General features: G+C 67.4%; 16 protein-coding genes. 6 read left to right on the forward strand and 10 right to left on the reverse strand.

Annotation, left to right across the window (positions count from 1 at the left end; translation table 11 throughout):
• Positions 1-77: 77 nt before the first annotated feature.
• Positions 78-1,517, forward strand: a complete 1,440-nt coding sequence (locus tag AC1MED_RS00145; protein ID WP_346958862.1) for a sugar porter family MFS transporter — start codon at positions 78-80, stop codon at positions 1,515-1,517.
• A 133-nt stretch (positions 1,518-1,650) separates the two neighbouring features.
• On the opposite strand, the gene AC1MED_RS00150 is transcribed toward AC1MED_RS00145, so the two are convergent.
• Together AC1MED_RS00150 and AC1MED_RS00155 are read right to left on the reverse strand one after the other, a co-directional pair.
• Positions 1,651-2,877 (reverse strand): MFS transporter, encoded by a 1,227-nt coding sequence (locus tag AC1MED_RS00150; RefSeq protein ID WP_346958861.1) that lies wholly within the window; start codon positions 2,875-2,877, stop codon positions 1,651-1,653.
• 81 nt (positions 2,878-2,958) lie between these two features.
• On the reverse strand, positions 2,959-3,432 hold the full coding sequence (locus AC1MED_RS00155) for a MarR family winged helix-turn-helix transcriptional regulator (protein WP_479784767.1): 474 nt from the start codon (positions 3,430-3,432) through the stop codon (positions 2,959-2,961).
• 252 nt (positions 3,433-3,684) lie between these two features.
• Between AC1MED_RS00155 and AC1MED_RS00160 the strand changes: the two genes are divergently transcribed.
• A complete protein-coding gene (locus tag AC1MED_RS00160) occupies positions 3,685-5,151 on the forward strand; it encodes an amino acid permease (RefSeq protein ID WP_479784769.1) in 1,467 nt (488 codons plus the stop codon).
• Positions 5,152-5,375: 224 nt separating this feature from the next.
• Here the strand turns inward: AC1MED_RS00160 and AC1MED_RS00165 are convergent, their stop codons facing one another.
• The 3 genes from AC1MED_RS00165 to AC1MED_RS00175 are packed head-to-tail and all read right to left on the reverse strand — an operon-like array spanning position 5,376 to position 9,275.
• Positions 5,376-6,524: a mannitol-1-phosphate 5-dehydrogenase gene (locus tag AC1MED_RS00165; RefSeq protein WP_479784770.1), complete on the reverse strand. Its 1,149-nt coding sequence runs from the start codon at positions 6,522-6,524 to the stop codon at positions 5,376-5,378.
• On the reverse strand, positions 6,524-8,488 hold the full coding sequence (locus tag AC1MED_RS00170; RefSeq protein ID WP_479784771.1) for a PTS mannitol transporter subunit IICBA: 1,965 nt from the start codon (positions 8,486-8,488) through the stop codon (positions 6,524-6,526). The genes AC1MED_RS00165 and AC1MED_RS00170 overlap by 1 nt, the downstream gene beginning before the upstream one ends.
• A gap of 58 nt (positions 8,489-8,546) precedes the next feature.
• Positions 8,547-9,275: a TetR/AcrR family transcriptional regulator gene (locus AC1MED_RS00175; RefSeq protein WP_479784773.1), complete on the reverse strand. Its 729-nt coding sequence runs from the start codon at positions 9,273-9,275 to the stop codon at positions 8,547-8,549.
• Positions 9,276-9,451: 176 nt separating this feature from the next.
• Here AC1MED_RS00175 and ptsP point away from each other — a divergent pair, with 176 nt between their 5' ends.
• The 3 genes from ptsP to AC1MED_RS00190 all read left to right on the forward strand — a co-directional run bounded on the left by ptsP (position 9,452) and on the right by AC1MED_RS00190 (position 11,961).
• Positions 9,452-11,137 (forward strand): phosphoenolpyruvate--protein phosphotransferase, encoded by a 1,686-nt coding sequence (gene ptsP, locus AC1MED_RS00180; RefSeq protein WP_479784775.1) that lies wholly within the window; start codon positions 9,452-9,454, stop codon positions 11,135-11,137.
• Between the two features lie 42 nt (positions 11,138-11,179).
• Positions 11,180-11,617 carry a helix-turn-helix domain-containing protein gene (locus AC1MED_RS00185; protein ID WP_479784777.1) on the forward strand — a complete coding sequence of 146 codons (438 nt, stop codon included), beginning with the start codon at positions 11,180-11,182 and terminating at the stop codon, positions 11,615-11,617.
• 74 nt (positions 11,618-11,691) lie between these two features.
• Positions 11,692-11,961, forward strand: a complete 270-nt coding sequence (locus AC1MED_RS00190; protein ID WP_346958853.1) for a hypothetical protein — start codon at positions 11,692-11,694, stop codon at positions 11,959-11,961.
• Positions 11,962-11,989: 28 nt separating this feature from the next.
• Here the strand turns inward: AC1MED_RS00190 and AC1MED_RS00195 are convergent, their stop codons facing one another.
• On the reverse strand, positions 11,990-13,210 hold the full coding sequence (locus AC1MED_RS00195; RefSeq protein WP_479784779.1) for a PucR family transcriptional regulator: 1,221 nt from the start codon (positions 13,208-13,210) through the stop codon (positions 11,990-11,992).
• Between the two features lie 244 nt (positions 13,211-13,454).
• On the opposite strand from AC1MED_RS00195, the gene ald reads away from it, so the two are divergent.
• A complete protein-coding gene (gene ald / locus AC1MED_RS00200; RefSeq protein WP_479784781.1) occupies positions 13,455-14,573 on the forward strand; it encodes an alanine dehydrogenase in 1,119 nt (372 codons plus the stop codon).
• Between the two features lie 170 nt (positions 14,574-14,743).
• Here the strand turns inward: ald and AC1MED_RS00205 are convergent, their stop codons facing one another.
• From AC1MED_RS00205 to AC1MED_RS00220, 4 genes are all read right to left on the reverse strand, one after another.
• Complete coding sequence (locus AC1MED_RS00205; protein WP_479784783.1) at positions 14,744-15,838, reverse strand: Gfo/Idh/MocA family protein; 1,095 nt, start codon at positions 15,836-15,838, stop codon at positions 14,744-14,746.
• 173 nt (positions 15,839-16,011) lie between these two features.
• On the reverse strand, positions 16,012-17,706 hold the full coding sequence (locus AC1MED_RS00210; RefSeq protein ID WP_479784785.1) for an ABC transporter family substrate-binding protein: 1,695 nt from the start codon (positions 17,704-17,706) through the stop codon (positions 16,012-16,014).
• 52 nt (positions 17,707-17,758) lie between these two features.
• Positions 17,759-19,996: an ABC transporter ATP-binding protein gene (locus AC1MED_RS00215; RefSeq protein ID WP_479784787.1), complete on the reverse strand. Its 2,238-nt coding sequence runs from the start codon at positions 19,994-19,996 to the stop codon at positions 17,759-17,761.
• On the reverse strand, positions 19,993-20,958 hold the full coding sequence (locus AC1MED_RS00220) for an ABC transporter permease (protein WP_346958847.1): 966 nt from the start codon (positions 20,956-20,958) through the stop codon (positions 19,993-19,995). Before AC1MED_RS00220 ends, AC1MED_RS00215 begins: the two co-directional genes overlap by 4 nt.

A 20,958-nucleotide genomic window follows, 5' to 3' on the forward strand; every position in this document is an offset into this window, starting at 1 on the left:
ATGCGCCGCGGCGGTGCCGGTGTAAGACTGGGTAGTTGCGGCGTGAGCCGTGGACCACGAATTGCCGAGGGAGCCATATGACCACCACCCAGGACCAGACCGTCGCCAAGATCCCCAAGCGGGTCATTTGGCTGGCCGTGGCGGGCGCCGTTGGCGGCTTCCTCTTCGGCTTCGACTCCTCTGTTGTTAACGGCGCAGTCGACGCCATCAAGGACGAATTCGCCCTCAGCGAGGCCGTGACCGGCTTCGCCGTCGCCGTCGCCCTGCTCGGTTGCGCGGCCGGCGCCTACCTGGCCGGCAAAGTCGCGGACCGTTACGGCCGCATCCCCGCCATGAAGATCGGCGCCCTGCTGTTCCTGGTCAGCGCCTTCGGCACCGGTTTTGCCTTCGGCGTGTGGGATTTGATCTTCTGGCGTCTCGTCGGCGGCCTGGGCATCGGCCTCGCGTCGGTGATCGCCCCGGCCTACATCTCGGAGATTTCGCCGCGCCACGTGCGGGGCCGCCTGGCCTCGCTGCAGCAGCTCGCAATCACCACCGGTATCTTCGCCGCGCTGCTCTCCGACGCTGTGTTCGCCAACTTTGCCGGCGGCGCCGACCAGGATCTGTGGTTCGGCGTCGAAGCCTGGCGCTGGATGTTCATCGCCGGCGCCGTCCCCGCCGTCGTCTACGGCTGGATCGCCTTCACCCTCCCCGAATCGCCGCGGTTCCTGGTGTTCAAGGGCAAGGACGAGGAAGCCCTGAAGGTCTTCGCCTCGATCGCCCCGGACGAGGACACCGACCGCCACCTACGCGACATCAAGAAGGCCATCGAAGAGGACAAGCTTGCGGGCCAGAAGGGGTCGCTGCGCGGCAAGGCCCTGGGCCTGCAGCCGGTGGTCTGGATCGGCATCATCCTGTCCGTGCTGCAGCAGTTTGTCGGCATCAACGTCATCTTCTACTACTCCACGACGCTCTGGAAGGCCGTTGGCTTCCAGGAGAAGGACTCGCTGACCATCTCCGTGGCCACCGCGATCACCAACATCCTGGTGACGCTCGTGGCCATTGCGCTGGTGGACCGGATCGGCCGCCGCCCCATCATGCTGGCCGGTTCGATCGGCATGGCTGTCTCGCTGGCGACCATGGCCTTCGCCTTCGGTTCGGCGACCGGCAGCGGCGACGCGATCACGCTCCCCGGCGCCTGGGGCCCCGCCGCCCTGGTGGCCGCCAACGTCTTCGTCATCAGCTTCGGCGCCTCCTGGGGCCCGCTGGTCTGGGTGCTGCTGGGCGAGATCTTCCCGTCCCGCATCCGCGCCCGCGCCCTGGGCCTGGCCGCGGCCGCCCAGTGGATCGCGAACTTCGCCATCACGCTGAGCTTCCCGGTCATGGCGGCGGCCTCGCTGCCGCTGACCTACGCCATGTACGCGTTGTTCGCCGCGGCGTCGTTCTTCTTCGTGATGTTCAAGGTGCCGGAGACCAACGGCATGGCGCTGGAGCACGCGGAGACGCTCTTCGTCCCGAAGGGCTCCGCCAAGAAGTAGCGCCGGCGCACCCCTAGCTGGCGCGCCCCTAGGTGCACTGTCCCGGCAGGGGCGCGAACGTACACTTGAGGCCCATGTTTCCGCGGAGACATGGGCCTCAAGTGTACGTTCGCGCTTTGAGGGGCGGGCGGGGTTAGACCAGGTGCGGCTCGTGCGAGCTCAGGTACCGGCGCCCGCCAAGGACCACCGCGATTGCCAGCGCCATGGCGCCCGCCGCGGCGAAAAAGGGGACCTGCGGTCCGAAATGCTCGCCCAGCTGGGCGGCGGCGAAGGGTGCCAGCGCACCGCCCATCCAGCGCACGAAGTTGTATCCGGCGGAGGCCACCGGTCGCGGCGAATCCGAAACGCCCATGGCCAGCTCCGTGTAGATGGTGTTGTTGATCCCCAGCAGCGCGCCGGAGGCCACCACCAGGACGACGACGGCGGGCACCGAGTGCCCTGCGGCCAGGCCGAGGCCGGCCAGGTCCACCAGCAGCAGCGCCAGCGTGCCGGCCAGCACCCGGACCGCCCCGAAGCGGCGCTGCAGCGCGGGTGCCACGAAGACGGAGAAGACCGCGACGGCGACGCCCCAGCCGAAGAACACGCCGCCGATCCCGTAGGCGTCCATCCCGAGGATGAACGGTGTGAAGGCGAGGATGGTGAAGAAGCCGTAGTTGTAGAACAGTCCGCTGGCCGCCGTCGTCCGCAATCCCCTATGGCCCAGCGCCAGCAACGGGTCCCGGAGCCGGACCTTCCGCTCCGGCAGCGGGGTCTTGGGCAGCAGCACGACCAGCGCGATGAAGGCCGAGGCCATCAGCACCGCGGTGCCGAAGAAGGGTGCGCGCCACTGCCAGCCGCCGAGCAGGGCACCCAGCAACGGGCCGAGCGAGATGCCCAGGCCCAGCGCCGCCTCGTAGAGGATGATGGCGGTCCCGGCGCCGCCGCTGGCAACGCCGACGATCACGGCCAGGGCGGTGGCCACGAAGAGCGCGTTGCCCAGTCCCCAGCCGGCACGGAATCCGACCAGTTCGCTCACGCTGCCGGAGAGGCCGGACAGCGAGGCGAACACCACGATGATGGCCAGGCCGGCCAGCAGGGTGCGCTTGCCGCCGATCCGGGAGGAGACAAACCCGGTGATCAGCATGGCGATCGCGGTGACCATGAAGTAGCTGGTGAACAGCAGGGACACCTGGCTGGGGGTGGCGTCCAGGTTTTTGGCGATGGCGGGCAGGATGGGGTCCACCAGGCCGATGCCCATAAAGGCGAACACCGCCGCCAGGGCCGTGGCCCAGACCGCCTTTGGCTGCTTGAGTAGTGAGGCCTTCTCGGCCTCGAGGGTTGATTCTGCTTCCGGCGCGGGCGCCGTGAGCTGGCCGTCCATGGAGGGCGCTCCTAAGGTTGTGGGTTCGTGCTGTCGTTGTTCCTGCCGGACCGGGGCCTGGCTGTCAGGGGCTCCTGACTGTCAGGGCTGCAGGGTCTCGTTGATCTTGCCGATCACCGGAATGGCAGCCGCGAGGGCCTGCCGTTCCTGGTCCGTGAGTGAGCCGAGGATCCCCGCCATTACCGCGTTGCGGCGGGCGTTGGCCGATTCGACGGCGGCGTAGCCCTCCGGCGTGAGCCTGACGCGGACCGCCCGGGAGTCAGCCGGATCCGCCTCCCGCCGGACCAGCCCGGCCCGTTCCAGCTTGATGATCTGCTCGGTGGCGCTGGGCACCTTGACGCCGAGGTTGCGGGCGATCTCGCCAACCCGCACGCCGCCGGCCTCGGTGCCGGCTTCGGCACTGTCCAGCAGCATCTTGAGCGTGCTGAGCTGCGCGGCACTGAGCTCGCCGTCGGCATCCAGGCGCCGCACAAGGTAGATGCTGTGGCGCAGGGCTTCCCGGAAATCGCGGGAGAGGGAAAGGAGGAAATCGTCCGACTGCGGGTAGTCGCTCATAGTTAGGGAGCCTAACAGTTAGGTCACCTAAGAGTCAACGGCCGGTGACGCTGCGGGGCGCAGCCGGAACGTCCCGGCGCCGACGCCGAATGTTAGCAGGGCGGCCGGGTCGGCTGAATTCGACGTCACCGGCCCAGCCTGCCATGACGCATGGGTGACCCGACAAGGCCGCCAGCTCCCCGAAGCTGTATTTTAGAAAGGCTGATTTGTAACCGCCGTCACCTTCGGCGGACCACACTAAGGATTGTTGACATGCCCGAACAGACAACCGCGGAGCAGAGAACTGCCTCCAGCCGGGACACCGAGCCCCACCTTGCACGCTCGTTGAGCAACCGGCACATCCAGCTCCTGGCCATCGGCGGCGCCATTGGCACCGGCCTCTTTATGGGCTCAGGCAAAACCATTTCCGTCGCCGGGCCCTCCGTGATCTTCGTGTACATGATCATCGGCTTCATGCTGTTCTTCGTGATGCGCGCGATGGGCCAGCTGCTGCTGTCCAACCTGAACTACAAGTCCTTCAGCGACTTCGCCGGCGACCTGCTGGGCCCGTGGGCGGGCTTCTTCACCGGCTGGACCTACTGGTTCTGCTGGGTGGTCACCGGCGTGGCCGACGTGATCGCGATTGCCGGCTATGCCGAGCAGCTCTGGCCCGGCATCCAGCTGTGGGTCCCGGGGATCGCCACCATCATCATCCTGCTGCTGCTGAACCTGCCGACCGTGAAGGCCTTCGGCGAGACGGAATTCTGGTTCGCCCTTATCAAGATCGTGGCCATCGTGGCGCTGATCGCGGTGGGCCTGGTCATGATCTTCACCGGTTTCCAGTCCAACGCCGGAACCGCGGGCTTCAGCAACCTCTGGAGCCACGGCGGACTGTTCCCCAAGGAATTCATGGGCTTTGTGGCCGGCTTCCAGATCGCCGTGTTCGCGTTCGTGGGCATCGAACTGGTGGGGACCGCCGCGGCCGAGACCAAGAATCCGGAGCACAACCTGCCCCGCGCCATCAACGCGATCCCGCTGCGCGTCATGCTCTTCTACGTGGGCGCACTCATCATCCTGATGTCCGTCACGCCGTGGACCGGTTTCAAGGCCGGCGAGAGCCCGTTCATCGCGATGTTCTCCCTGGCCGGGCTGGGGATGGCCGCCACGGTGGTGAACCTGGTGGTGCTGACCTCCGCGATGTCCTCGGCCAACTCCGGCATCTATTCCACCTCCCGGATGGTCTACGGCCTGGCCAACGACGGCGACGCCCCCAAGCTCTTCGGCCGCCTCTCCAGCCGCAAGGTCCCGCAGAACGCCCTGTTCCTGTCCTGCGTGCTGCTGCTCGCCGGGGTGGCGCTGCTGTACGCGGGCAAGGACGTGGGCGTGGCCTTCGACATGGTCACCACCGTGTCCGCCGTCTGCTTCATGTTTGTCTGGAGCATCATCCTGGCCAGCTACCTGGTGTTCCGCAAGCGCCGGCCTGAGCTGCACGCGGCTTCGACGTTCAAGATGCCCGGCGGCATCCCGATGGTGTGGGTGGTCTTTGCCTTCTTCGCGTTCCTCATCTGGGCCCTGACCACCCAGCCGGACACCCTCGTGGCCCTGCTGGTCACCCCGCTCTGGTTCGCGGTCCTGGGTATCGCGTTCGCATTGATCCGCCGCTCGCCGCTGCACCAGGCGCGCGTGGCCGAATGGAAGGCGATGTCCGACGCCGAGACGGCCGCGGCCAGCCGCGTCTGACGCTCCCGCAGATCCTGCCGGTCCGGGGCCGACGCTCCCTCAGATCTTCCCGGTCCGGGGCCGACGCTCCCGCAGATCCGCGGCTTAAATGACGGGCCCTCCCTCACATGATGTGAGGGAGGGCCCGTCATTTTTCCGCCAAAAGTGAGGGAGCGTCGAGCGGTATGGTGCCAAAAGTGAGGGAGCGTCGAGCGGTATCTCGCCAAAGGTGCGGGAGCGTCCCGCTAGACGGCGGCCTTGGCTTCCTCGACGAGGGCGCAGACGGCCGGGAACAGCGGATGCTCCGCCTCCAGGCCGGTGATCTTCCTCATTGCGTCCTCCGGGGTGGAGGAGTTCAGGATCTGCGCCAGTTCCACGGCCTCGGCGTCGGCGGGGTCGTTGAAGCGCAGCGCGGCGGCGATCGCGCCAAGCAGCGCCTCCGGGACAATCCCGCGTTCGGCCAGCTCCGCCGCGGGTCCGATGAAGCGTTCGTGCCGGCTGAGTTTCCGCAGCGGCGCCCGCCCCACCCGGTTCACGGTGTCCGGCAGGTGCGGGTTGGAGAACCGGCCAAGGATCTTCTGCACGTAGGCTGCCTGCTCCTCGCGGTTGAAGCCGTGCTTGGCCACCAGCAGTTCTTTGGTCTCATCGAGGACGGCCCGCACATCGGCGGCGACGTCCTGATCCGCCATGGCCTCGGAAATCTTGGCCAGCCCGGCGTCGAACCCGAAGTACGCGGCCGAGGCGTGCCCGGTGTTCACGGTGAACAGCTTCCGCTCGATGTAGGGCGCCAGGTCATCCACGAAGGTCGCCCCCGGAATGACCGGCTCCTTGCCCAGGAACGGGGTGCGGTCGATGACCCATTCGTAGAACGTCTCCACCGTGACGTCCAGGCCCTGCCCGGCCTCCTGGTTGGGCACAATTCGGTCCACCGCCGTGTTGGCGAACACGGCGGCGTCGTCCAGGGAGCCGGCGGCCGGATCCCATTGGGCAGCGATTTCGGACTTCAGGATGTCGGTCGCGTTGATGGCGTTCTCACAGGCCATCACTTGCAGCGGCGCCAGCCCCGCCGCCCGCGCCGCAATCCCCTTGGCGATCACGGGCGCCACGAACTTGAGGATGTGCGGGCCCACGGCGGTGGTGACGATGTCCGCCGTCGCGATTTCCGCGACGACGTCGGCCTCCTGGGTGCCGGAGTTCAGCGCGCGGAAGTTGTCCACCGTCCGCACGGCGGGGCTGTCCCCCACCTCGTGGACCTGGTAGCTGTCCGCGGCGGCGAGCTGGGTGATGAGGGCATCCGCGACATCCGCGAACACCACCTCATACCCGGCATCGTGCAGCAGCAGCCCGACGAACCCGCGGCCGATGTTTCCGGCTCCGAAATGAACAGCCTTCACTAGGAATTAACCTTTCCGAACAGGTCGAGCACTTCGTCGACGGTGGTGGCCGCCTCCAGCTGCGCGACCTGTGCCTTGTTGGTGAAGACCTTGGCGATCGAGGACAGGATCTGGAGGTGTTCGTTGTTGATGCCGGCAACGCCGACGACGAACTTGACCTCTTTGCCGTTCCAGTCGATGCCGTTCGGGTAACGGATCACCGACACCGCGGACTTCATGATGTGGTCCTTGGCGGCGTTGGTGCCGTGCGGGATCGCGAGGTAACTGCCCATGTAAGTGGAGACGGATTCCTCGCGCTCGTGCATGGCGTCCAGGTAGCCGGCGTCGACGGCGCCGCGGTCCAGCAGGAGCCGGCCCGCCTCGTCGATCGCGGCGTCACGGGTGGTTGCCGTGCCGCTGAGCACCACGCTGTCGGCCACAAGGATCCCGGAGGGGCCGGACCCGGCCTCGGCCCCGGCGTCGGGCGCGGCCACGGTTTCCGGCGCGCCCACGGCACCGGAAGCGTCCGCCGGCGCGTTGCTGCTCTTGACCAGCTCCACGATCTCGTCGTACCGCGGCGAGTTCATGAAGTTGTCCACCGAGACGTGGACCGCGCTGGACGTCGCGGGCTTGGCCCGTTCGGTCAGGTCCTGGTGCGTGATGACGACGTCGTAGGTGTCGCTCAGGTTGGCGATGGCGGAGTTGGTGACCTTGACATCCGGGTAGCCGGCAGCCTTGATCTTGTTCCGCAGCACCGAGGCGCCCATGGCGCTCGAGCCCATGCCGGCGTCGCAGGCGAAAACGATGTTCTTGACCGGACCGGCCAGCACCGCGACGCCGCCTGCTCCGGCGCCGGCACCGACGAGGGCGGAGGAGACGGAGCTCTTCTTGCCCTTCATGGTTTCCATCCGGGCGGTGGCGGCGCCGAGCTCATCACCCTCGACGTCCTTGCTGGACTTGAGGATGACGGAGGCAATCAGGAAGGACACGGTCGCGGCCAGCAGGACGGACAGTGCCACGCCGAAGTAGCTGTCCGGCGGCGTCGCCGCGAACACCGCGAGGATGCTGCCCGGGGCGGCCGGCGAGCGCAGGCCCGCGCCGGTGAGGACCAGGGTGAAGATGCCGGTCATGCCGCCGCCGATCGCGGCGAGGATGATGATCGGCTTCATCAGCACGTACGGGAAGTAGATTTCATGGATGCCGCCGACGAACTGGATCAGCGCGGCGCCGGGGGCCGAGGCTTTGGCCATGCCCTTGCCGAAGATCATGTAGGCCAGCAGGACGCCGACGCCCGGACCCGGGTTGGCCTCCAGCAGGAACAGGATGGACTTGCCCTGGGCGAGCGCCTGTTCGGTACCCAGCGGGGTCAGGATCCCGTGGTTCACGGCATTGTTCAGGAACAGGACCTTGGCGGGCTCAATGAAGATGCTCGTGAACGGCAGCAGGCCGTTGTTGACCAGGAACTCGACGACGGCGCTGGCGCCATTGCTGAAGGCCTTCACCACCGGGCCGATGACCAGCATGCCGAAGATGGCCATGACGGCGGCGACAATGCCTGCGGTGAAGTTGTCGATCAGCATCTCGAAGCCGGGCTTGACCTTGTTCTCCCAGAGGCTCTCGAGCTTCTTCAGGAGCCACGCCGTCAGCGGGCCCATGATCATGGCGCCAATGAACATCGGAATGTCAGTTCCGACGATCACGCCCATCGTGGCGACCGCGCCGACCACGCCGCCGCGCACGCCGTAGACCATGCGGCCGCCGGTGTAGCCGATCAGCAGCGGCAGCAAGTAGGAGATCATTGGGCCGACCAGTTTGGCCAGTTCCTCGTTCGGGGTGAAGCCTGCCGGGATGAAAAAGGCGGTGATGATGCCCCAGGCGATGAAGGCGCCGATGTTGGGCATGATCATGCCGGACAGGAACGTGCCAAATTTCTGGACGCCGACCCGCACGCTGGTCCGGGGTTTTGCAACTGTCTCTGTTGCCATGTGATTTCCTAACCGTGATTCCTGCTGCACCGCAGGATTGTCCGATATTTTCGACGAGCTAGCTGGTGGAACTGACGGAGATCCGGTGGAGCCATTCGAGAAAGAGCTTGAGTTCAGAGCTGGACAGCTGGTCCGAGTGCGAGGCCTGCAGCGCCGCATTCAGGGCGATCGCCGCCACCACCACCGGGGATTTCCCGGAGTCCTCCGGGCCGCTTTCCCGGGCCTGGTCGGTGGCGACGGCAAAAATCATCGCGTCGCGGGTCATGGCCGAGAGCTCAAGGTTGCGCTCCGGCGCCTTCTCCGTGATGAGCATGAGGGTCACGCCCACGTTGGCGGCCAAAATGCTCCGGGCCGCTTCCCGGGGCGGGACGTTCAGCTGGCCGGCGACGGCGGCCTTGTTCAGCATCTCCTCCATGAGCGCCTCGGCGTCGGCGACGACGGCGGGACGGCTCTCGGGGCGGATGTTGCCGAACATGACGAGATACAGTTCCGGCTGCTTCAGCCCGAACTGCACGTGCTGGTCCCACATCCGCCGGATGTCCTCCAGCGGCTGCCCGGACGGCGCAATGTCGCGTTCGCCGGCCACGTATTCCTCGAAGCCGGCCGCCACGACGGCGTCAAACAGCCCTTCCTTGTCACCGAAGTGGTGATAGAGGGTGGGGGCGGTGACGCCCGCCAGCTGCGTGATTTGGCGAGTGGAGACCGCGGCTCCCCCGGACTTGGCCAGCAATCCGGCCGCTGCACGGAGCAGCCGGGTTTTGGGTGGTAGCTGGCCTTCGATACTCATAACCGCTACCCTAGCACCTATAGCAACGCTATATGAAGTGCATCACATACACTTTTTTCAGGTACCGCAATCTGCCGGTTGACGTAGCGGACAGCCGCAGGAAATCTAGGATCTAGGCGTTCAGTGGCGGCACCTGAACAGACTTACTGGCTCACGGCAGAGAATGAGGACTTTCAGTGCAGAACTTCCAAGGAGTAGGCGTCAGCCCCGGCCGGATCATCGGCACCATCCGGCAGATGCCGAAACCGGTCAGTGAGCCGCCAGCGGGCGAGCAGTTGCCGGCCGGTGTCTCCGCCGAGGAGGCGACGGCGGCGCTGAAGGCGGCGGCCAAGGCCGTGCACGATGAGCTCAAGGCCCGGTCCGAGACGGTCAGCGGCGACGGCAAGGCGGTGCTGGAAGCCACGGCGCTGATGGCCACGGACACCATGCTGCTGAAGTCCGCAGCCAAATTGATCGGACGCGGCACGTCCAACCAGCGCGCCATTTGGGAGGCCGGCGCCTCCGTCTCGGAAATGCTGCACAACCTCGGCGGCTACATGGCCGAGCGTGCCACCGACGTGCTGGACGTGCGGGCCCGGATCGTGGCCGAACTGCGCGGTGTGCCCGCCCCGGGCATCCCCTCCTCCAGCAGCCCGTTCATCCTGATTGCCGAGGACCTGGCCCCGGCGGACACCGCGACGCTCGATCCGGAGAAGGTGCTCGCACTGCTCACCGCCGGCGGCGGCCCGCAGTCCCACACCGCGATCATTGCCCGGTCCCTGGGCCTGCCCGCTGTCGTCGCCGCAGCCGGCGTCGACGCCCTGCCGGACGGCACGGAGGTCTATGTCGACGGCGCCGCCGGCACCATCACGGCGGAGCCGGACGAGACCCAGCGCGCCGCCGCGGTGCACTGGGCCGCCACCGCGTCGCTGCTGGCGGACTTTGACGGCACCGGCGCGACGGCGGATGGCCACCTGGTTCCGCTGCTGGCCAACGTCGGCGGCTCGAAGGACGCGGTGGCCGCCGCCGGTCTCAACGCCCAGGGCGTGGGCCTGTTCCGGACCGAGTTCTGCTTCCTCGAGCGGGACACCGAACCCTCCGTCGAGGAGCAGGCCGCCGCCTACAAGGGCGTTTTCGACGCCTTCCCCGGCAAGAAGGTGGTACTCCGCACCCTGGACGCCGGCGCGGACAAGCCGCTGCCGTTCCTGACCGATGCCACCGAGCCGAACCCGGCCCTGGGCGTCCGCGGCTACCGGACCGACTTCACCACGCCGGGGGTGCTGGAACGCCAGCTGCAGGCAATCGCCCAGGCAGAGCAGGAATCCGAGGCGGACGTCTGGGTGATGGCGCCGATGATTTCGACGGCGGAGGAGGCCGCCCGGTTCGCGTCCCTGTGCGCGGCGGCCGGGATCAAGACCCCCGGTGTCATGGTCGAAGTGCCCTCCGCAGCGCTCACGGCGGAGGCCATCTTGCGGGAGGTGTCCTTCGCGAGCCTGGGCACCAACGACCTCACCCAGTACGCCATGGCCGCCGACCGGCAGCTGGGACCGCTGGCAGCGCTGAACACCCCGTGGCAGCCGGCGGTGCTGCGGCTTGTGGGCCTCACCGTGGAGGGCTCCGCCGCGGAGGGCCACGCCAAGCCGGTCGGTGTGTGCGGCGAGGCCGCGGCGGATCCGGCCCTCGCCGTCGTGCTGACCGGGCTGGGCGTCACCACCCTGTCCATGACCGCTCGTTCCATCGCGGCCGTGGCCGCGGTGCTGAAGACCGTGACCCTGGCCGAGGCGCAGGAGCTCGCCAAGCTGGCCCTGTCCGCGCCGAGTGCCACCGAGGCGCGGGCCTGGGTCCGGGCCAAGCTGCCGGTGCTGGAAGAACTGGGCCTGTAACCGGAGGGCGTGGCGCACACCCGGGGCGCTAGGATGCACTCCATGACACTGATTGCTCCCCGGGTGACCGCAGGGCTCCCGGCCGAGGATGCACAAAAGCTCCAGTACGCGCTCGACGGCAGCAATGACATCACGGTTTTTGTGGACGGCACCGTGCACCGACTTCCGCCCGCGGCGAGAGACGCCGTCGTGGACCTGCTGGGCCGGTTCAGCCGGGGCGAATCGGTCACGGTCAGCAGCGTGGAGGAGATGCTCACCACCTCGAAGGCGGCCGAGCTGGCGGGCATCTCGCATACCTACCTGCGGAACATGACGGACCGGGGCGAGATCCCGGTCGAATACCGCGGCACGCACCGCCGGATCCGGCTGGCCGACATCATGGCCTGGCTGGAAACCCAGAAGAAGAAAACGGCCGCGGAAAACGCCTCCCCCGCGGCCGGCGGCGGCGGTGAAGATGACGGCGGCGCGGATGCTTCGTGACGGCGTGATAAGGATCAAACAACGATCCCGGCCCGGCGCGGAAACGCGGCAGAGGCCGGGGTTACGCTTGAATTGTGGGTAAGTTCAGAGGGTGGCACATCCTGGCCGGCATCGCCGCCATGGTGCTCACGGGCATCCTCGGAACCGTGATGGGGCTGAACAACACGGCGGCCTTCATGGCCAGTTGCGTCGCGTTCGTGGCCGTGGCCCTGTGGACCGACAGCCGGCTATCACGCCACCGGCGGGACGCGGAGCGAGCGCGGAACACACCGCGGGACGCGGCGCGGCCGCTGGCCACCCGCCCGGACAGCGAGCAGGATTCCGCCGTCCGCGACGACTGCTAGGCCCGCGGCCACCCAAATCCTCGGCAACCTAGATCCTCGGCCGTTCGGCCCAGCGGCGCGCCTTCAGCGCCGCATGCAGTTCCAGCCGAACCATTCCCTTGAGCGGATCGACGCCCAGCACCTGGCGGATCCGGCCCAGCCGGTTGTAGATGCTGCTGCGGTGCAGGTGCAGTTTGGCCGCCACCTCCTGGACCGAGCTGTCGTTGTCGTAAAAAAGCTCCAGTACCGGCAGGAGTTCACCGTTGCGGTCATGGTCCTCCAGCATCCGGAAGTACACGGAGCCCGCGTCCGCCCAGGCGCCCGCGCCGCCGCCCGCCGAGGCCAGCAACTGGTAGAGGCCGGTGGCGCGGCAGTCCACCAGTTCGCCGAGCTGGGGGTCCACGGCGGCGGCCTGCGCCGCCTGGCGGGACTGCCGGTACGCCTCAGCCAGTTCACGCGGCCGGGAGAAGCCCTCGGAGGTGCCCAGGATGATCCGGCGGACCGGGCGGCCGGCGCGTTTGGCCAGTTCCAGCTGGTAGTGGACCAGCACCTGGGCGTGGTCGGCCCGGCCGGTGGATTCCTTGAACAGCACCACCGCGTGCGTCTCGGTCCCGGCGCTGAACAGGGCCGCGTCCACGCCGATGGTCGCCTGCAACGCGGCGGAACGGTGGATCAGTGTGGACGCGATCGGGTCCGATCCCTCGGCCCAGCCGTCGGCGTCGAGGACGGTGACCAGCTGCCACGGCCCGCGGCCCTGCACTTCCTTCCAGCCCGCGACGGCGGCCACCGCGTTCGGTTCGCCGCGGCAGGCAGCGAGGAACTCCTGCTCGCGCCGGCGGCGGAACTCGGATTCGGCGGTGTTCGAGTCCAGGAGCAGGGCGGAGAGCTCCTCCAACTCGCGCGCCACGTCCGGCAGCTGGGCCAGGACGGTGCCCGCGGTGGGTTCCTCGGCGTCGAGCTGCACCCAGAGGTAGCCCACCCGGAACCCGCGGACCAGCAGCGGGACGCACACACGTCCGAGCATTCCCAGCTCCTCGTTGGCCGGTACGACGACGGGGCGCACCGCCGTCGCGATGCCGTGCGAGAGCTGCCAGGCGCTGACGTCCGCCGCAACCCGCTTGCTGAGCAGGAAGTTCACCCGGACCCGGTCAGCATGGGACTGGTTGGAGCTGTAGGCGAGCAGGACGCCGTCGAGGTCTTCGAGCGAGAGGCCGCGGCCAAGCCTGAGGGCCACGCGCTCCACGAGCTGCTCCACGTCCTGCTGCTGCATGCTGCCACACTACTGCCCGGACGGCCGCGGCGACGAACAGGACCGCAACGGACATCAGGCGACACCTGACGTTTCCGCACTCGACATTTGTCGCACGGAGGTTTGGCAGAACCCCTGAAACACGCGGGCGGGCGGGGCTTCCGGTCCGCCGCCGCTGTCGCCTGCCTCACAGCCGGATCTATTCTGGAATTACGACTTCCCCGCACACCCCGGCCCGCACGGCCGCCACTCCTGGAGCCAAAAAATGATCATCGGTGTCCCCAAAGAGATCAAGAACAACGAATTCCGCGTGGCCATCACGGCCGCCGGCGTGCACGAATTCCGCCACCACGGCCACACCGTCCTGGTGGAGCGCGGCGCAGGCCTCGGCTCCGGCATCACGGACGAGGAATACGCCATTGCCGGTGCCGAGATCGTCGCCGAGGCCGACGACGTCTGGGCCCGCGCCGACATGGTCATGAAGGTCAAGGAGCCGGTCAAGGCCGAATACCACCGCTTCCGCAAGGGCCTGATCCTCTTCACCTACCTGCACCTGGCCGCCGAGCCGGAACTGACCCAGGAGCTCATCAACTCCGGCGTCACGGCCATCGCCTACGAGACCGTGCAGGAGGGCCGGTCGCTGCCGCTGCTGGCCCCGATGTCCGAGGTGGCCGGCCGTTTGTCCGTGCAGGTCGGCGCCACCTCGCTGATGGCTCCGGCCGGCGGCAAGGGCGTGCTGCTCGGCGGCGTCCCGGGCGTCCGCCCGGCCAAGGTCGTTGTCCTGGGCGCCGGCGTGGCCGGTACCAACGCCGCCGCCATGGCCCTGGGCCTCGGCGCCGACGTCACCATCCTGGACATCAACATCAACCGGCTGCGCGAACTCGATGCCCAGTACCAGGGCCGCCTGAAGACGGTTGCCTCCAACGCCTACGAGATCGAGAAGTCGGTGGTCGACGCCGACCTCGTGATCGGCTCCGTGCTGATCCCCGGCGCCAAGGCCCCGAAGCTGGTCACCAATGAACTCGTCTCCCGGATGAAGCCCGGCTCCGTGCTGGTGGACATCGCCGTGGACCAGGGCGGCTGCTTCGAGGACACGCACCCCACCACCCACCAGGAACCGACGTACAAGGTCCACAACACGATCTTCTACTGCGTCGCCAACATGCCCGGCGCCGTGCCGAACACCTCCACCTACGCCCTGACCAACGTCACGCTGCGCTACGCCGTTTCGCTGGCCAACCTGGGCGTCAAGGCCGCGTTTGAGCGCGACGCCGCCCTCGCCGCCGGCCTCAACATCGCCGGTGGCCGCGTCGCCCACAAGTCGGTTTCCGAGGCGCACAACCTGCCCCTCGTCGCCGACTGGCACGAGTTGGTCTCCGCGTAACTAGCCGATCCCGGCATCGTCCTGCAACGCTGGACGACACACATCCTCTGCGTGCTGCTCCCCACCGTTCCCCTCGCCTCGCAAGCTCGGCCAGGGAACCCGAACGGTGTGGGCCCACTTCGTCGCTTTGACGCACGCTGCCGGATGTCTGTCGTCCAGCGTTGCGTGCGTTAAGCCCCCTTAGCGGCCAGTTCCCGCACCTTTTCGATTATTTTGAGGACTTCCACCGGGCCAGCGGGATCCACCGGGAGGGGGAGGGCCGAGGACGCGCCGCCGTCGGCGATTTTTTCCGCCAGGATCCGGTAGAACTCGGGGTACGCGCCGCGTTCGGCGGGCAGGCGGTCCAGGCGGCCGTCGCGGCCCAGCAGCCCGGCCCAGTCCGGGTCCTCCACCCCGTAGCCGGCGTCCAGCGGGCCCCCGCCGGCGGCCAGATAGGGCTCCTGCGGGTCGACGCCGTGTTTGGTGAAGCCGCCGTCGCTGCCGAGGATCCGGAAGCGCGGCCCCTGCTGGGCGCAGAGCAGGTTCATCCAGAGGTGGCTCGTGACCCCGGAGTCGTGCCGCAGAACCACGAACACGTCGTCGTCCGCCCGCTCGCCGGGCCTGCGGGCCGCCAGTTCGGCGTGGACCACGGCGGCGGGGCCGAAGAGCTGCAGCGCCTGGTCCAGCAGATGGGTGCCGAGGTCGAACAGGACCCCGCCGCCGTCGTCGGGGGTGGCCGCCGCCTTCCACGCTTTTGTGACCGTCGGCGCCCAGCGCTCAAAGCGTGATTCGAACCGCGTGACAGTGCCCAGCGCACCGCCGGCCAGCAAGGTCCGGACGGTCAGGAAGTCCCCGTCCCAGCGCCGGTTCTGGAAGACAGTGAGCACCCGGCCCAGCCGTGCGGCGAGTTCCACCAGTTCCGCGCCCTCGGCGCTGCGCACTGTGAAGGGCTTGTCCACGACGACGTCGAGCCCCGCCTCCAGCGCAGCCTTGGCCAGGGGGTAGTGGGTGGCCGGCGGTGTTCCCAGCACCAGCAGGTCCAGCTCACCGGCGAGTTCCATTACCGCGGCAGGGGTGTCGACAATCCTGGCCGACGGGTAGCTGGCGGCAGCGGCCGCCTTCCTGCCGGCGTCGGAGGTGGCAATGACGTCGAGCGAAAAAGCCGGGTTGGCGGCAATCAGCGGCGCGTGGAACACACTGCCGGAGAGGCCGAAGCCGGCGACCGCGGTGCGGATGGGCGCCGGCGCGGTGCGGCTGCGGGACGAGCTGGCGGGTTCGGAGGTCATGGCTCCACGCTACCCGCCGACGCTCCCTCAGGTCCGGCAACAAATCAGGCGACCCTCCCCCAGATCCGGCGCCAAACATGCCGACGCTCCCTCAGATCCGGAAACAGTTCGGGCGACGCTCCCACACGAGGTGAGGGAGCGTCGCCCGAAAAGCCGCTAGATGTGAGGGAGCGTTACTTCTGCCAGCCCACCAGGCTCCAGTCCGGGGTCTGGAACAGGGACGCGCCGTAGTTGGCGAGGCCCGTGCGGGCGAAGTAGATCTGCGGGCCGTTCATGATGACGCCCATGGAGTAGTACTTCGCCATGTGCTTCTTCTCGACCTCCATGGCCGCCTTGTTGCGCTCGGCGTCGTCCTGGATGGACGCGAGGTCCTTGATGGCCTTGTCCAGCTCGGCATCGCCCAGGCCGTTTTCGTTGGTCTTGGAATCGTAGAACTGCTTTACGCCGGAGGTTGCGTCGGCGCCGACGGTGTAGCCGCTGATGGTCAGCTGGAAGTCGCGGCTGCCCAGGACCTTGCCGAAGTCGGCGTCGCCGCGCTGGTCGATGCCGACCTCCATGCCGGCAGCCTGGAGCTGCTTCTGCAGGGTCTGCACGGTGGCGAGCGACGTCGGATCATCACCGAAGTTGGTGATCTTGAAGGAAACGGGCTTGCCGTCCTTTTCCATGGTGCCCTTGGCGTTGGCCTTGTAGCCGGCGTCGGTCAGGACCTTCTTGGCCGCGTCAGCGCCGGCTTCCTTGACCGGGTAGTTGTCCTGGTAGTACTTGGAGAACGGCATCAGCATCATCGATCCCGAGCTTTCCTCTTCCCAGTTCAGGCCGCCGAAGCGCACGGCGCGGACTGCGGGGCGGTCGACCGCCGTGAAGATGGCCTGGCGGACCGCAACGTCGGTCAGCGGGGCCTTCTGGGCGTTCAGGTTCAGGCCGCCCGCGAACAGGCGCTGGCCGCGGCGGACCTCGGAGTTCTTGGTGCCTTCAAGCTGCTTGTACTTGGTCAGCGTACGGCCGTCGGCCATATCGACCTCGCCGTTCTTGAACGCGGCAATCTCGGCGCTGGCCTCGAGCTGGCGGAAGACCACCTTTTCCAGGACCGGCTTCTCACCCCACCACTTGTCGTTCGGGACCATGGTGACGGTCTTCGCAGCCGAGTCGAACTTGTCCACCTTGAACGGGCCGGCCATCCATTCCGGGTGCAGTTCGCCGGAGAACCCGGTGTTGAAGATCTCCGGGGTGTTGACGGCCTGCGGGACGAAGCCGCCGAAGATGTCGCTAAGCGGATAGACCGGCTGGGTGGTGGTGGCAATGACTTCCTTGTCGCTGCTGCCGGCCTTGACGGAGTCGATGAACTCGTAGGCGCCGGACGAGACGATGTCGATGTCCTTGTTCTTGCCGTTGAGCATCTTCCAGGTGTTGACGAAAGTCGCGGCGTTGATGGGGGTGCCATCGTTGTACACGGCCTTCGGGTTGATCTTGACGGTGATCGTCTGCTTGCCGTCCTTGACCTCACTCTTGAAGTCTTCGCAGAAGTTCTTGTTCAGGTTGGCGGTGCCGTCGAAGTCGAGCTTCCAGCAGCCCACGTACCCGGCCTCGTCAATCGGGTAGTGCAGTTCGGTGTTGTCCGCGGAGTTGCCGGCGTTGGAGTAGCCGTTGAAGTCCGGACCGATGTTGCCGACGGGCAGCGTCACGGTGCCGCCCTGCTTCAGCTCGTCCGCCTTCTTGGCGTTGACGCTGATGAGCTTGTTGATGTCGCCGGACGCATCCTGGGCCTTGGCGCTTTCGGCGGTCGTGGTGGCGCCGCCTCCGCCGCAGCCGGTCAGCGCGAGGGCTGCCGCGACGGCGGCCACCCCGCCGATCTTGGTCAGATTCTTCATAATGATCCCCTTCATTTTGGTGCGAGTTGTGGTTCAGGTGCGGTTTGGTGCGTCAGAGGGACTCGTGGACAACCAACATGTCCGCGTCCAGTTCGCCGTCCGGGTAGAAACAGGCGAATTGCTGGTCTGTGGGGGCCGACGGCGTCCCGGCGCTCCGGGGGCCGGTGGCCTGGGCGGGTGCCGCGGTTTCCAGCGGCGGTTCCAGGGTCAGGCACTTTTCCTGCCTGGCGGCAGGGAGTGCGGCGAAGACAGGGCAGCGCGTGGCGAAGTTGCAGCCCTTGGGCGCATCCAGCGGCGACGGCAGGTCCCCCTGCAGGATGATGCGTTCGCGGCGGCGCTCCAGCTGTGGGTCCGGTACCGGGATCGCGGAGAGCAGGGCCTTGGTGTAGGGGTGGCGGGGGTTGTCGAAGACGCTGTCGACTTCCCCGATTTCCACGATCTTCCCCAGGTACATGACGGCCACGCGGTTGGAGATGTGGCGCACCACGGACAGGTCATGGGCCACCATCAGGTAGCTCAGGCCCAGCTCGGCGCGCAGCTTATCCAGGAGGTTGATGACGCCGGCCTGGACGGAGACGTCCAGCGCGGACACCGGCTCGTCCAGGACCACGAGTTTGGGGTTCACGGCCAGGGCGCGGGCGATGCCGATGCGCTGGCGCTGGCCGCCGGAGAACTGGTTCGGGAAGCGGTTGACGTGGTCCGGCTGCAGGCCCACGAGCTCCATCAGTTCCATGATCCGCTTCCGGATGGCCGGCTTGGCCATCCCGGAGTTCTCCAGCGGCTCGGCCAGCACCTCGTAGACGGTGAAGCGCGGGTCCAGCGCACCGGTGGGGTCCTGGAAGACCATCTGGAGTTCCTTGCGCATGGCGGACTTGGTCCTGGCATCGGAGGCTGCCTTGTTGCTCAGCCCGCCGATTTTCACCTCGCCGTCCTGGTCGCGGTGGAATTCCATGATTTCCAACAGCGTGGTGGTCTTGCCGCAGCCGGACTCGCCCACGATCGAGAAGCACTCGCCTTCACGGATGTCGAAGCTCAGGCCGTCCACGGCCTTGACCGTGCCGATCCGGCGCTTGATCAGCGCCCCCTTCATCAGCGGGAAGTGTTTCTTGACGTCCCTGAGCTCCAGGACCGCCTTGCGTTCGGCGCGCGGGACCGCGTCGAACCGGGATACGGGGACCTCGGGGGCGTGGAAGATCTCGTGCACGTCCACGTCGGCGCCGAGGGACTCCGCCTTGATGCAGGCGGCCTTGTGCTCCAGGGTGCCGTCGCCGCTTCCGCTGACCGGCAAGAGCCCGGGCTCGCCCTGTAGGCACGCCTCGCTGACCAGCGGGCAGCGCGGCGCGAACGAGCATCCCGTGGGCGCGTGGATGAGGTTCGGCGGAATGCCCTCGATCGGCACCAGCGAGGTCTTTTCGGCCACGTCCACGCGGGGCACGGCGCCCAGCAGGCCCATGGTGTACGGCATCCGGGCGTTGTAGTAGATGTCGTCGACGCTGCCGGTTTCCACCGGCTTGCCGGCGTACATCACCATGATGTCGTCGGCCATGCCGGCCACCACACCCAGGTCGTGCGTGATCATGACGACGGCGGCGCCGGTTTCCTCCTGCGCGGTGTGCAGCACCTCGAGGACCTGCGCCTGGATGGTGACGTCGAGCGCCGTCGTCGGCTCATCCGCGATCAGCACGCGCGGGTTGTTGGCGATCGCAATGGCGATCATCACGCGCTGCCGCATGCCGCCGGAGAATTCGTGCGGGAAGGCTTTGAGCCGGTCCTTGGGGCTGGGAATGCCCACCATGCCCAGGAGTTCGACGGCGCGCGCTTCCTTGGCCTGCTTGCTCATGGTGGGGTTGTGCACCGTGAGCGCCTCGATGATCTGGTTGCCCACCGTGTAGACCGGGGTCAGCGAGGACAGCGGGTCCTGGAAGACCATCGCCATCTCGTTGCCGCGGAAGCGGCACATGGCCTTGTCGCTGAGCCCTAGCAGTTCCTGGCCCTTGAGCCGGACCGAGCCGGTGACCTGGGCCGTTTCCGGCAGCAGGCCCATGATGGCCATCGAGGTGACGGACTTGCCGGAACCGGATTCGCCGACGATTCCGAGGGTCTTGCCGGGCATCAGGTCGAAGTCGATGCCGCGGACCGCGTGCACCACGCCGTTCTCGGTGTTGAAGCGGACGTTGAGGTCGCGGACGGAGAGCACCGCACCTGCCGGGGCATCATCTGGGGCGTGCAGCCCGGCGACGCGCAGCCGTTCGGCGGTGCTCAGGTCGGTGGCCGTGGTGTCGCTACTCATGGGTTCTTCTTCTTCTTTTTGGCGCTGCCAATAGAGCTGGAGCTGGGATCGAACGCGTCACGCAGGCCGTCATTCATCATGGCGAGCGATCCGGTCAGCAGGAACATCACGGTCAGCGGCACCCAGAACATCCACGGGAAGGTGGAGACCTGGGAGGTGGCCTGGCCGATCAGCACGCCAAGGCTCACGTCGGGAACCTTGATGCCGATGCCGATGAAGGAGAACGCGACCTCGGCCAGGATGGCACCGGTCACGCCCCGGGTGATGTCCAGGACCAGCAGCGAGCCGATGTTCGGCACCAGGTGGCGCCAGACGATGCGCCGCGGGGGAACGCCCATGTACTGCGCGGCTTTCACGAAGTCGCGCTGCATAAGCGACATCGAGAGCGAGCGGATCAGGCGGGCGGTTCCCATCCAGTTGAAGATCAGCAGGACGATGATCAGCAGCATCCAGCTGGGCAGGTTCTGCTGCAGCCCGTTGCCGCCGCCGCTGGTGGCCACGGCGACGACCAGGAGGGCGGGCATCATGATCAGGGCTTCCAGGATGAAGAGCATCACCTTGTCGACCTTGCCGCCGAAGTAGGCCATGGTGCAGCCGTACACCGCCGCGATCAACACGGACACGAGGCCCACGACGAGGCCGATCAGGATGGAAACCCGGGTGCCTTCCACGGTCAGGGCGTACAGGTCGATGCCGGCCTGGGAGGTGCCGAGCAGGTGCTCGGAGGAGGGCCCCATGCCGATGTTGAACGGGTCGATGGTCTCCTTGTCCCAGCTGGAGAAGATCCCGCCGATCAGGGACAGCACGGTGAGCAGCACAAAGATCACCAGGCCGGTCACCGCGGTTTTGTTGCGCAGGAAGCGCCGCACGATGATCCTCGACTTCGCGATGACGACGTCGTTGTTCTCGATCTTGGCTTCTTCCGCGACGGCGGCCGGATCGATGGCGTTCAGGTTCGTCAT

It is taken from the genome of Arthrobacter sp. BI5 (genome assembly GCF_056680065.1).

Excerpts from the sequence above, each read along its gene's own strand:
- AC1MED_RS00145 (WP_346958862.1), top strand. The coding sequence starts at position 78 with ATGACCACCACCCAGGACCAGACCGTCGCCAAGATCCCCAAGCGGGTC.
- AC1MED_RS00210 (WP_479784785.1), bottom strand. The coding sequence starts at position 17,706 with ATGAAGAATCTGACCAAGATCGGCGGGGTGGCCGCCGTCGCGGCAGCC.
- AC1MED_RS00160 (WP_479784769.1), top strand. The coding sequence starts at position 3,685 with ATGCCCGAACAGACAACCGCGGAGCAGAGAACTGCCTCCAGCCGGGAC.
- AC1MED_RS00220 (WP_346958847.1), bottom strand. The coding sequence starts at position 20,958 with ATGACGAACCTGAACGCCATCGATCCGGCCGCCGTCGCGGAAGAAGCC.
- AC1MED_RS00155 (WP_479784767.1), bottom strand. The coding sequence starts at position 3,432 with ATGAGCGACTACCCGCAGTCGGACGATTTCCTCCTTTCCCTCTCCCGC.
- AC1MED_RS00215 (WP_479784787.1), bottom strand. The coding sequence starts at position 19,996 with ATGAGTAGCGACACCACGGCCACCGACCTGAGCACCGCCGAACGGCTG.
- AC1MED_RS00195 (WP_479784779.1), bottom strand. The coding sequence starts at position 13,210 with ATGCAGCAGCAGGACGTGGAGCAGCTCGTGGAGCGCGTGGCCCTCAGG.
- AC1MED_RS00205 (WP_479784783.1), bottom strand. The coding sequence starts at position 15,838 with ATGACCTCCGAACCCGCCAGCTCGTCCCGCAGCCGCACCGCGCCGGCG.
- AC1MED_RS00185 (WP_479784777.1), top strand. The coding sequence starts at position 11,180 with ATGACACTGATTGCTCCCCGGGTGACCGCAGGGCTCCCGGCCGAGGAT.
- AC1MED_RS00150 (WP_346958861.1), bottom strand. The coding sequence starts at position 2,877 with ATGGACGGCCAGCTCACGGCGCCCGCGCCGGAAGCAGAATCAACCCTC.
- ald (WP_479784781.1), top strand. The coding sequence starts at position 13,455 with ATGATCATCGGTGTCCCCAAAGAGATCAAGAACAACGAATTCCGCGTG.
- AC1MED_RS00175 (WP_479784773.1), bottom strand. The coding sequence starts at position 9,275 with ATGAGTATCGAAGGCCAGCTACCACCCAAAACCCGGCTGCTCCGTGCA.
- AC1MED_RS00170 (WP_479784771.1), bottom strand. The coding sequence starts at position 8,488 with ATGGCAACAGAGACAGTTGCAAAACCCCGGACCAGCGTGCGGGTCGGC.